Genomic DNA, 10,760 nt, shown 5'->3' on the forward strand with positions numbered 1-10,760 from the left:
CCTATATCGGTATGCACCATAAAAGCAAGGTCTTTCGGGGTGCTTCCTTTCTTCAGCAGGAAGGCATCAGGGAGTATTCTACCCAGCTTATCAGTGAATTTAGTCTCATCCTCCACAGGATAAACCACGATAAGACCAAGCAGATTGAAAACCGTTTCATTGATGCACTTCTGGATTCCGGTGCCACCGTTTTTCTTCATCAGGGCACGTATTTTGGAAAGCGCCTCTTTCTGCGCCTCTGACAGGCTTGCTGATTCAACGAAATCGGCATCGCCTGGTATATAGTGTATAGCTTCGCTTTTATCAGCAAGCCGCAGCACTACTTCTGCTGCCGCGCTGACCGGTATCGCTCCGATTTTAACCAGTCGCTCGATGTTCTCCTGCGATGCCACATCTATCTTATTAGCCGCGATGATAAGCGGTTTGCTTTCAGTCCTGAGCATGTCTGAAAGTTCGATAATCTGCTCATCCGTCCACATGTGAGGTTTGTCTCGCGGGAGTTTCAGTCTGGTAAGCGCTGTTTTTACGTGGGACTCTGTGACACCGGCGCCCTCAAGCTGCCCTGCTATTGTCTCCTCCAATTTCAATCCCTCTGCCTGAACTTTGCGCGATAATCTTTCCCAGTTGCGTTTCAGGATGCCGAAAATCCACATTGTAATCTCATGCCCGAGGAACTCTATATCGCCGAGCGGTTCATGCGAACCCAGAGGCACGGGATTCCCTTCGATGTCAGTTCCGCCCGATGCATCTATGACATGAATAATTGCCTTTGCCTGCCTCAGGTTGTCAAGAAAGGCATTCCCGAGCCCGCGCCCTTTATGGGCATCCGGAACAAGTCCTGCGACATCTATCATTTCAACAGGTACAAAACGCACGCCATCCCTGCAATTTCCGCAATTCAGCTTTAATTCCCTGCAAGGACAGGTGGTTCTCACATATGCCACGCCGTGGTTTGCATCGATGGTGGTGAAAGGATAATTAGCAATCTCAACATTTGCAAGAGTTGCGGCTTTGAAGAACGTGGATTTCCCAGAGTTTGGTTTTCCTGCAAGCGCTATTGAAACAGCCATGCTCTTAATACATTTCTTGTGAACTTAACTTTTATCTAACAGGGTTATCACAGTATCTCCTTGATTTTTTCTGCTGTCCTTTCAAGCTCGCTGATAATAGGGTCAAGGCATGCATCCTGCGCAGCCATCACAGAGACAAGTGCTTTTGACCCTGCGGCTGCTGTGATGAGCTTTCCTCCGTTAAAATCCACAATCACGCAGTTGGGGCTTACTTTTTCAAGCTTATTGATAACAGCTTCTGCAGCCCTTAACATGGTCGCTGACATCAGAGTTAACATCTCCTTGTCTTCGCTTGGATATTCGCCGATAAGAAAACCATCGCGGCTTGCCAGAGCAAGCATTTTCACTCCTTCCACTCCTTTTAATTCCTGAAGGATATTGCTGTATATCTTAGATTTTCCCCCTTTCATAGATAATGCCCCTGATAAGTAATATACTTCCGATATGATAATTATTTCGGTATATTTTAAGGACGTAGAGTCCTGAAAGTTTTGACTGTATAAGGCTTCCCCATCTTTTTAATGTCACAAAAATTGACAAACGTTTAAGTATCTTGTTGATATGAATATGAAACAGGGCATGCCAGCGCTAAAATGTGCATTGGAAGAAGAAAAACGACAAAATACAAACAATGAGAAAATCGAATATCGACAACAACAGACATACCAGTCACGAGCAAAAACCAATTTTAGACAGTGTATGGAAAGTGAACAACAACCACATCTTCTGGTGCAAGAAGTGCAATATCCCGTTAATGGATGAGCGGTGCGGAATTTGCAAAGAAACAGGCTTCAGAATCGAGCTTTCCCAGCCTGGAGACGTGCGATTTTCTTCTCAGCATGAACAAAACATAATCAACGACCTGATGTCAAGCTCATTTGGCACCAATCCCCTTGATGGAAAACTTATTCTTTTAAATAAAATCCCTGGCGAGGATAAGACAGATGAGATGCTCGTGGACGGGCTGCACTTCGGGATATTGAGGTTCGATATGAAAGAACTTGCCTTCAAACTCGACCTCATGGTTGAAGGAGCAAGCGCTCTCATCCAGTCAGGCATCCGCAGCAAGCTCATAAAGCTCTCCTCGCAGGGTCGCCACCTCAGCGGGAAAATCATAGAAGGAAGCGAGGTTCTTGAGTGCTCGGATGACATAAGGAAAGGAGATACAGTTCTTATAATAAGCAAAAACCTGAGGGGATTTGGCACATCATTAAAGGACAGCGAAGAGCTGAAAAACCCTGGAAAGTCGCTCAGGATAAAAAAAATCGAATCACAAAAAGCTGTCTTTCTATCCAGAGAGCCGATGCTTGATGAAATTCTCCGCGCCAATGCGCCGCACATGAAAAGGCTCGTAAAGGATGCTGTAAATACCATTCGGGGCATAGCCAACCAGAAAGAATTCAGGGATTCTCAGGTTTACGTTTCTTTCAGCGGGGGAAAGGACAGCCTTGCCACGCTTGACCTGACACGAAGCGCGGTAGAGCGTCCAATAAAAGTATTCTTTGCGAACACCGGTATCGAGTTCCCAGAAACAGTGGAGTTTGCACGAAGGTTCTGCAGGGAAAACAGTATCGAGCTTATCGAAGTGGAGGCAAAAGAAGCATTCTGGGAGAATCTCCCGAGTTTTGGTCCTCCTGCAAAGGATTTCAGGTGGTGCTGCAAGGTGTGCAAACTTGCGCCCATCAACACGGTTATGGAAGAATGCACACGCGAAGGGCGAAGGTGCTTGACCATGGATGGGAAAAGAAAATACGAGTCTTTTTCGCGTGCCCGAATCGCCCCGAAGGAAGAAAACCCCTTCATTCCAGGGCAGGTGAGCGTGTTCCCGATACGCAACTGGCGCGCCATCGAGGTGTGGCTGTATATTTATTACCGCAAACTTGAGTATAATCCACTGTACGACCTCGGTTTTGAGCGCGTTGGATGCTGGCTGTGCCCTGCCGAGCTCAGCGCAGAATATTACAGGTTTAAGGAATTACATCCAGAGCTTTTTTTGCGCTGGAACGATTATCTCCTTGGATGGGCAAGCGAGCATGGAGTTTCTGATAAATTCATAGAGCATGGCTTCTGGCGCTGGAAGACATTGCCGCCGAAAATGATTCGGCTTGCAGAGGAGCTCCAAATAAACACGAAATTAAAAGGCAAGAAAGAAGAGTTTGGTATCGTGGTAACAGGCGGAGTTTCGCCCTGCAAGACGGGCGGCTACACCATTGAAGGGAAAATTACAGACCTCATGCCCTCGGAGGCATTGAATATTGCAAATATCCTTGGCGAGAACGTGTTTTCAGAAGACCTCGGGGTATTGTTGATTAGAAAAAATAACTCAAACGTCAAGATATTCTCATCAGGGCACATCTCGGTTAATGCACCGTGCAGGGAGGAAGCTCTGTCGCTTTTCGAGAATACGGCAAAGCAGTTGATCAGGGTGGAAAAGTGCACGAAATGCGGCGTATGCCTGAAAGTATGTCCTGTGGGAGCCATAACCCTTGAGCCTCAGCTTAAAATCAGTAAAGAATGTACCCGATGCGGGAAATGTATTGAATCGTGCGTTGTTGCAAAATATTTTGACAGGCTTTTGCCGGAGTTCAGGTAGAAAATTGCAAAGCAATCAAAGGCGTAACAAAAGTCTCAATCACTGCAGCCACAAAAAGGAGAGGCAGGACTACCCGGATGTAAAACCCGATGCCTTCTATTAACTCTTTTTTGATATCGGTTTTCAATCCTGTTAAGGAGGGATACATCTTATGCCCGAGGCGAAGCCCTACACTAGCGCTTATCAATATCATGGGCACTTCTATAATGCCATGCGGCAGGAGCGCCGCAATCACAAAAAGAGTCCCCTGCTGCCTTGAAATAGTATGTGCCAGCATGCCTACGATTATCCCGTTGCCTGCTACAAAAAGGAGGGGTATGACGCCAAGCCCCACGCCGAGCACAAGTGCAAGAAAACTTTTGAAGGCATTATTCAGGAAAATCAAAAGCACAATTTCGATTGGATTAAGTGTCTTTATCCAGCCAAACGAATCCCTGAACATGTTAAGGTAATTTTTCGATAGCTCGGGGTTTTTCACCGAGACAAGCACACCTATGATTAACGAAAGGATAAAAATAACCACAACGATCCAAAGGTATTTTTTCAAAGAATACAGGTATTCGAGGTCTTTTTGCATTTCATACCCCATTATTATCCGGAGGGTGTTTCGTATTGCATGCGAAAAATCTATGGCAAAAAACCACTAAATATAAGCATTTGCGCATAGTTATCGTCTGTCTGACATGGTTAATAATCTTTTGGATTACATTGTACGTTCTGCAACCGATGTGGAAACTTATAATCCCATAAATACCCTTCTTTTTGGCTTGCTGTTTGCAGTCGGCATTCTTTTCGTTTACGCATACATAATAAACAGGTTTGGGCTAAGGATTGACGGGCGTTTTCTTTTTGCAGCAAGCATGTGGGCTTTTTTTGCAATGAGCATACGGCTTCTTCACGACACTGGCTTTACGGATTCGGTGTGGTTTATCACTCCCTACGTAACGCTGATCGATTTTTCCCTTGCGATATCATTGCTTTTCCTGTCCATATACATACAGAGGATAAAAAAAATCGATTACTGGAAAACATGGGGAACATCAGGAGCGATCCTTGGGATTATAGTGCTCTCGCTTTCGACGCTTTCCAACTGGGAAGGATTTGGGTTGGTTGTGATTCTCTGGACAGCCTCTCTCCTCATCCTTGTCGGGGCAAGGAAAATATTTCCGAATTTCCTAACATGGTGGAATATCGGCGTACTTGAGACGCAGCTGATGGATGCTGCAGGCTCGTTTGCAGGCATAACATTCTTTGGCTTCTCAGAGGAGCATGTCCTTGGAGGCGCGGCGATAAAATACGCAGAATCCATCGGGCTTACTCTGTTCGGCTCAGGGTCATGGGTGATGTTTCTTTTGAAGCTTGTCGTGCTTGTGCCCGTACTTTATTATATTGACAGGTATCCCGGTGACATAAACGAGAAGAAGTATATCAAGACGGTGATATTTGTTCTTGGGCTTGCAATCGGGCTGCGGAACGGATTTAATATTCTGATTCTCAAGGCATAATGATTAGACCGTGCCGCTAATGTGATTATATATACTGCCAGAGTGTATCTATTATATTTATTTCGAGAACTTATGAAAGAGGGCAAAGAAAACCATAAAAACAAGTGGATGCAGCTGCCAAGAACTGTAGTTGTCGGTCATGGTGTTATCAGCGACACTGGTAAGGTGTGTAAAGACCTCAAGCTTAATGGGAGTGCCCTTATAGTAGCCGGGGGCAGAACGCTCAAGGCTGCCGGAAAAACAGTTGCCGTATCCCTTGAAGATTCCGGTTTTGACATCAATGTTGCAGTTGTAGAGAATCCAGCCCAGGATGAGGTCAGGAAGGTTGAGAAAATCGCAGGTGAGGTAAAAGCAAAATTTTTGCTGGGCGTGGGAGGAGGGAAATCCATAGATATAGCCAAGCTTGCCTCAGTGCATCTTGACATGCCGTTCATAAGCGTTCCAACGGCTGCTTCTCACGACGGCATAGTTTCTTCGCGTGCATCCATCCTTAGAAACAATAAAACTGTTTCAGAAGCAGCGCAGACCCCTCTTGCGGTTGTGGCTGACACGGCAATTATAGCCGCTGCCCCGTATCGCCTATTGGCGGCGGGATGCGGCGACATAATCTCCAACTACACCGCAGTCCGCGATTGGGAGCTGGCGCACAGGCTGCGCAACGAGCCTTTCAGCGAATACGCATCGATAATCTCAAAGATGACAGCAAGAATACTGATTGAATCTGCCGAGGCAATAAAACCAGGCCTGGAGGAGTCAGCCTGGACTGTGGTGAAAGCGCTTGTAGCCAGTGGTGTGGCGATGAGTATTGCAGGCTCTTCCCGTCCAGCAAGCGGCTCTGAGCACAAATTCAGCCATGCATTGGATGAAATAGCCCCCCAGCCTGCGCTGCATGGTGAGCAGTGCGGCGTTGGGACAATAATGATGATGTACCTGCATGGAGGCAACTGGCAGGAAATCAGGACAGCGCTTAAAACCATCGGCGCACCTACAAACGCTTCTGAACTCGGGATAAAGGAAGAGTATATTATCCAAGCACTGCTTCATGCCCATACGATTCGTCCTGAGAGATACACCATACTCGGGACAGGACTGACCCGTGAAGCAGCGGAGACGGTCGCGAAGATTACAAAAGTGATATAATTATTGTAAAAATATTTAATAGGTGAAATTATATGGAAGAATCTGATACAACAATAACGTTGATAGGAACGAAACTTGCAAAAGTCGGGAACGAGTTCATTTTTAGAAGTGCCGCGAGAGAATGCGAGCCCTGTAAGCTCTATAAAACATGCCTCGGCCTGAATCCGGGCAGCAGATACAGGATAACCAATATTCGAACCGGGGAGAAGCTTGAATGTTTTGTGCATGATTCAGGCGTTTGTGCAATAGAGGTAGTAGAAGTGCCGATTAAGATGGCTCTGGAATCCAGAAAGGCAATTAAGGGATCAAAAATAGTATACGAACCTTTATCCTGCAGCCTTTCAAATTGCGAAAATTCTTTCCTGTGCCTCCCTTCAGGACTTAATCCTGGTGATAAGTTTGTGATTATGAATGTGGAGGGTGAGATAAACGAGCCATGCAGGAAGGGTTATTCATTAAAAGTTGTGGAGGTAAAGAGATAAATGAAAGACATCGACCAGAATACATGTATGGATTGCGGGGCTGACCTGAAAGGTAAAAAAAGGTATCCTGCATATTCATCCAGGCTTAAAGTTATAGGGTACAGATGCGAGGCGTGCCATGAGAAAAGTAAATCGCCTGCCGCAAAGCAGCGTGAGGAAGAAATGAGCAGGCTCACGAAAGAAGTGCCCAGGCTTGAAAATCCTGCCATGGATATTCGCAAATCTTTGAATAAGTGATTCGATATTGTGTGTTACGTGAAGTAGAGCTTTGCGAACTTAGTTTTTAGCGGTTGGTAAGTTATATAATATGTTGATTCATATAAACATTGGAAATGATCAAGAAATGCCTGAACCACGGGTTCTTTAGAGGAGAGACATGTGCATGCGGCGAGAGCGGAAGCCTCATTCTTAATGATGAGCAGACCGAGCGGCTTGGCAGATTTATCTCAGGGGCGCTTCGGCACTTCCCCGATGACCTGGGGCTGGCGATGAACCAGCACGGATGGGTGGACGTGGATGTATTATGCGATGCCATGAGAACGAGATACAAATGGGCAAATAAGGAAAAACTTTTTTCGATAATCGAATCGGATGAGAAGGGAAGATATGAGGTTAAGGGGAATAAAATCAGGGCAAGATACGGTCATTCGGTTGATGTTGACCTTGATTATCCTGAGAATACGCTGCCAGAGCTTTATTACGGTGCAAGCCGCGAGGAAGTGGATATCCTGCTTGAGAAGGGGATTAAGCCCATTAAACAGAGGTATGTTCACCTGAGCACATCAGTGGATAAGGCTCGTGAGGTGGCAAGCATCCATACCGAGGATCCTGTGCTGCTGGCCATAAACGCAGAGGAAGCACAGAAGGACGGGGTGAGCCTGCTCTCGGCTACCGAAAATATTGTTCTTGCAGAGGAGATTCCTGCGAAGTATCTAAGGTTGATGCAGGATTAAACCCACACCCTGAACAGCCCGTTTTCCAGTTCTTCTATCTTGAACTTCACATCAAGGAACTGCTCGGTAACCCAGATATTCGTTTTTGTGTGCGGTGTAATCACCCGTGTGGTAAAAGAGCCTCCGCCTGCTATTGCCAGATAGGGTATGAGCTGGTCTGCAAGATATACATCCACGCCTGCGCCAGAGCTTAGCTCTGAAATTATCGCCCCGGCTGCGCTCTCGCCCACTTTTTCAGCCCTCAAGCCCGGTTTCCCAAGAGCATTGCTGCCGATAGTTCCGCACCACAGCGTAATCCCGCTTCCCGTTGAAGGGTAATCTTTTATTTCAAGTGAAATCCTGGAGTCGTAGCCCGCATCCAGCAGTGTTTTTTGGGCTGATGCTGCCTGTCTTTCTGCCACATGGGCAGGAAGACCTGAGGAATGGGAAATCCCTTCCACAAGAGAGCATGTATTACTATCAAAGCTGGCTTTTTCCAGACCCGAAGGATTGATTATTGCCTCAACGCACCCACCGCCGCGGGGATAGTATCCCCTTCGTTTAAGCATAAGCTGGCAGTCGTATCCCATCTTCGAAAGCGCACCAAGCGTTACGAACCTGAGATAATCAATGCTTGGCGACCACTGCACATCGGTGCCGCCTGTAATTTTTATCCTGATAGTTTCAGCAGCATGCATCGCAGCAGGCATCAGGCACTGGAAAAAAAGTGATATGCTGCCCGCAGTGCCAATATCGATTTCATACGTGCCTCCTTTAATCTTTCCGGGTTTAAAAATTAAGTTAGTGGAGTGGAGTTTGCATCCCCTGACCTCTGCTTCGCAAATGGAAGCCAGGCTTTCTACAGCTTTCACATGCTGCGCAGAAAGTCCAGGTTTTGGTCTTGTCCTTCGGATATTGTTGATCTCAAGGGGTTTCCCGGTTACAGCGGAAAGTGCCACTGCGGTTCTTAATATCTGACCACCGCCCTCTCCGTAAGAGCCGTCCAGCTTCATAGCCCGTTGTTATATCCTATGATTATTGAAGCTTTGCTTAAAAAAACAATGATATGATTTTAAGACGAGCAGGTTGGGGAGTGGGGGTTAGTAAAAAATAGTTGTACCCGCTCGTCAATTCCTGTAATAGACTAAGTTCTATTTATATTTTGCCCCAAATTGACAAAAAATATAATGATGAGATGAAGAGATGGGGCTGGTGCACTTTGCAGTGCAAGTTTCAATCCTTGTTTTAGTGGATGCGCCTCGTGAATATAAATATGCCCGAAGGGATTGGTGTTAAGTCAGGTTTGCTGTGTTGTCAAGACAAAAGGCAAGGCATGAAATTTTTCCTGCGCTGACGTTTGAACATCCTTAGCTTCCCAGCAGTTCCAATTCTCTCTCCAAATCCTGAATAGAATATTTTGATCTGTATCCTTTCCATACTATGTATTCTTCGATTTCCCCGATGGTTAATCCTGTATCTTCAGCAGCCTTAGATATACTTATTTTACCTTGCTCGTATTTTCGTAAAACCATATCCTTTTTGTAATTACCGATAGCATCATATATAAACTACATTCCTTTGTGGTTCTGTGTAGTCTTCGGTTGCTCTGATAGGCTGAAAATTTTCGGTTGCTGATTTGCTCAGAAATGCGATTGATAAATCGTGTTAAGTTGTAGGGAGTTACGAATAGCTGTTAACCTTCGGGAGCTAAAATCGTCTAACAAACCTTAGAAACATCCGTCTCCGATTATATCCCAATTATCTTTAAATTCTTCATAATCTTTTGGTTGAAGCCAATAGCTTCTTCGTCCCTCTTTCATCCCTTCATGAATTCTATCCTTTATATCATCAGTTTTAGAAATAAAAACTTCGGGTTTCTCATCAAAAACATTTCTACATACTATCAAATACTCAGCAATCAAACTATCTTTTTTCATCCCAGGAACAGGACTTTTTTTACTGAGTGCTTTAACTTGTATGGTATGCGTGCGTGTTGCGTTTTGGTTATAAATAACTATGTCAATACCTTTTGCATTTCTTGAAGTTGGTAAAACATTCCAATCACGCTTTGATAGTTCATAACATATATAGTAAAGACCTACATTACCTACTAATTGATTAGGTCTGAAGTAAATCTCAACAGCTTTACCTAAATACTCCTCTATATCCTTTTTCTCATTCATAAAGTGAAATTTGTTGCTTTTTACCAATGAGGAAGTTGACTTGATGCTTGATTTACTGTTCCTAAAATCATCCAAAATACCCATGCTAAAAGTATTACAATAGGTATTGCTAAAACTAAATATTTTTTATTCATATTTTCTCCTTTAATTTATATTTAATTGCACATATATTATTTGTCAATAACGGATTTATGGAGCAAATAATTTTTTGCCTCCATCTCCTTTTTTGATGTGTATTTATTTAGATATTTTTTGTTCAATCACCTTTGAAATATAAAATATTCTTGGTGATGTATATACTTTTTGAAAGTTTAACGATATGAAGTTGAGCAATAAAAAATTCACAGAGCACCAGTAAAATAGATTTTGTTAGGCTTTTTTAGGTATTCGGAATATTTTTCGAGGAATCGTTATGTGTCTATTACTCCAAGTTGTATACGCTGGCTGAGTTTTTGGTACTCCATTTATATCTTCATAAGATATTTCACTTATCTCAAATTTCAAATAATCCTGTGTCCTTAAAAATTCTTTACTTTGAGATTGAAGAAAATTAAAAGAATAGCCATACTTCTTATCATTAAGAGTAAACACAAATTTTATTTTAAACGCATGCCCTTTTCCAATGTTTTTTATATATATATTTTGACGAAATTCGGGGTGTGGGACAAAAATGAAAGACGCCCTGTACCCATAAGCAACTTCAGTCCTTTAAAACAATAACGAAGACTCTTTTACCAATGTACTTTTTTTGAGCGTCTATCTTGGCACCATTTCCATAGGGTGTCACTTTTTTCTCATATATTTCTTCAACATTGTCTTTTATTGTCAATTTTCCGCCAACAACGGCTTTAATTT

The 10,760-nt window shown here is 44.0% G+C and carries 12 protein-coding genes; 6 read left to right on the top strand and 6 right to left on the bottom strand.

The annotated features are described in order from the left end of the window. Together O8C68_08265 and O8C68_08270 are read right to left on the bottom strand one after the other, a co-directional pair. On the bottom strand, positions 1 to 1,070 hold a 1,070-nt coding region (locus tag O8C68_08265), incomplete at its 3' end, for a redox-regulated ATPase YchF (protein MCZ7395796.1). Between the two features lie 47 nt (positions 1,071 to 1,117). Continuing rightward, the gene (locus O8C68_08270) at positions 1,118 to 1,480 is read right to left on the bottom strand and encodes a roadblock/LC7 domain-containing protein (GenBank protein ID MCZ7395797.1); all 363 of its coding nucleotides are present in this window, start codon (positions 1,478 to 1,480) and stop codon (positions 1,118 to 1,120) included. A gap of 221 nt (positions 1,481 to 1,701) precedes the next feature. Here O8C68_08270 and O8C68_08275 point away from each other — a divergent pair, with 221 nt between their 5' ends. Continuing rightward, the gene (locus O8C68_08275) at positions 1,702 to 3,663 is read left to right on the top strand and encodes a phosphoadenosine phosphosulfate reductase family protein (protein MCZ7395798.1); all 1,962 of its coding nucleotides are present in this window, start codon (positions 1,702 to 1,704) and stop codon (positions 3,661 to 3,663) included. Here the strand turns inward: O8C68_08275 and O8C68_08280 are convergent. Further along, positions 3,656 to 4,240 (bottom strand): stage II sporulation protein M, encoded by a 585-nt coding sequence (locus tag O8C68_08280; protein ID MCZ7395799.1) that lies wholly within the window; start codon positions 4,238 to 4,240, stop codon positions 3,656 to 3,658. The two genes, O8C68_08275 and O8C68_08280, sit on opposite strands and share 8 nt — an antisense overlap. Before the next feature lie 106 nt (positions 4,241 to 4,346). Here O8C68_08280 and O8C68_08285 point away from each other — a divergent pair, with 106 nt between their 5' ends. The 5 genes from O8C68_08285 to O8C68_08305 all read left to right on the top strand — a co-directional run bounded on the left by O8C68_08285 (position 4,347) and on the right by O8C68_08305 (position 7,743). Then, positions 4,347 to 5,168 carry a DUF63 family protein gene (locus O8C68_08285; protein ID MCZ7395800.1) on the top strand — a complete coding sequence of 274 codons (822 nt, stop codon included), beginning with the start codon at positions 4,347 to 4,349 and terminating at the stop codon, positions 5,166 to 5,168. Positions 5,169 to 5,240: 72 nt separating this feature from the next. Further along, positions 5,241 to 6,308, top strand: a complete 1,068-nt coding sequence (locus tag O8C68_08290) for an NAD(P)-dependent glycerol-1-phosphate dehydrogenase (protein MCZ7395801.1) — start codon at positions 5,241 to 5,243, stop codon at positions 6,306 to 6,308. Positions 6,309 to 6,340: 32 nt separating this feature from the next. Further along, positions 6,341 to 6,790: a UPF0179 family protein gene (locus O8C68_08295; GenBank protein MCZ7395802.1), complete on the top strand. Its 450-nt coding sequence runs from the start codon at positions 6,341 to 6,343 to the stop codon at positions 6,788 to 6,790. Next, the gene (locus O8C68_08300; protein ID MCZ7395803.1) at positions 6,791 to 7,027 is read left to right on the top strand and encodes a hypothetical protein; all 237 of its coding nucleotides are present in this window, start codon (positions 6,791 to 6,793) and stop codon (positions 7,025 to 7,027) included. Between the two features lie 95 nt (positions 7,028 to 7,122). Beyond that, positions 7,123 to 7,743, top strand: a complete 621-nt coding sequence (locus O8C68_08305) for an RNA 2'-phosphotransferase (GenBank protein ID MCZ7395804.1) — start codon at positions 7,123 to 7,125, stop codon at positions 7,741 to 7,743. Here the strand turns inward: O8C68_08305 and rtcA are convergent. The 3 genes from rtcA to O8C68_08320 form a co-directional block, all read right to left on the bottom strand. Beyond that, positions 7,740 to 8,735 carry an RNA 3'-terminal phosphate cyclase gene (rtcA, locus tag O8C68_08310; protein ID MCZ7395805.1) on the bottom strand — a complete coding sequence of 332 codons (996 nt, stop codon included), beginning with the start codon at positions 8,733 to 8,735 and terminating at the stop codon, positions 7,740 to 7,742. The genes O8C68_08305 and rtcA overlap by 4 nt on opposite strands. 354 nt (positions 8,736 to 9,089) lie before the next feature. Beyond that, complete coding sequence (locus O8C68_08315) at positions 9,090 to 9,254, bottom strand: hypothetical protein (protein MCZ7395806.1); 165 nt, start codon at positions 9,252 to 9,254, stop codon at positions 9,090 to 9,092. A gap of 195 nt (positions 9,255 to 9,449) precedes the next feature. Continuing rightward, a complete protein-coding gene (locus tag O8C68_08320) occupies positions 9,450 to 9,905 on the bottom strand; it encodes a hypothetical protein (protein MCZ7395807.1) in 456 nt (151 codons plus the stop codon). Between the last annotated feature and the right edge of the window lie 855 nt (positions 9,906 to 10,760).

Origin of the sequence: Candidatus Methanoperedens sp., assembly GCA_027460525.1 — an archaeon.
Lineage (GTDB): Archaea > Halobacteriota > Methanosarcinia > Methanosarcinales > Methanoperedenaceae > Methanoperedens.

What these genes read in the sequence shown, in the direction of transcription:
- O8C68_08270 (MCZ7395797.1), bottom strand. Translation starts at nt 1,480, where the DNA reads ATGAAAGGGGGAAAATCTAAGATATACAGCAATATCCTTCAGGAATTA.
- O8C68_08275 (MCZ7395798.1), top strand. Translation starts at nt 1,702, where the DNA reads ATGAGAAAATCGAATATCGACAACAACAGACATACCAGTCACGAGCAA.
- O8C68_08280 (MCZ7395799.1), bottom strand. Translation starts at nt 4,240, where the DNA reads ATGCAAAAAGACCTCGAATACCTGTATTCTTTGAAAAAATACCTTTGG.
- O8C68_08285 (MCZ7395800.1), top strand. Translation starts at nt 4,347, where the DNA reads ATGGTTAATAATCTTTTGGATTACATTGTACGTTCTGCAACCGATGTG.
- O8C68_08290 (MCZ7395801.1), top strand. Translation starts at nt 5,241, where the DNA reads ATGAAAGAGGGCAAAGAAAACCATAAAAACAAGTGGATGCAGCTGCCA.
- O8C68_08295 (MCZ7395802.1), top strand. Translation starts at nt 6,341, where the DNA reads ATGGAAGAATCTGATACAACAATAACGTTGATAGGAACGAAACTTGCA.
- O8C68_08300 (MCZ7395803.1), top strand. Translation starts at nt 6,791, where the DNA reads ATGAAAGACATCGACCAGAATACATGTATGGATTGCGGGGCTGACCTG.
- O8C68_08305 (MCZ7395804.1), top strand. Translation starts at nt 7,123, where the DNA reads ATGATCAAGAAATGCCTGAACCACGGGTTCTTTAGAGGAGAGACATGT.
- rtcA (MCZ7395805.1), bottom strand. Translation starts at nt 8,735, where the DNA reads ATGAAGCTGGACGGCTCTTACGGAGAGGGCGGTGGTCAGATATTAAGA.
- O8C68_08315 (MCZ7395806.1), bottom strand. Translation starts at nt 9,254, where the DNA reads ATGGTTTTACGAAAATACGAGCAAGGTAAAATAAGTATATCTAAGGCT.
- O8C68_08320 (MCZ7395807.1), bottom strand. Translation starts at nt 9,905, where the DNA reads ATGAATGAGAAAAAGGATATAGAGGAGTATTTAGGTAAAGCTGTTGAG.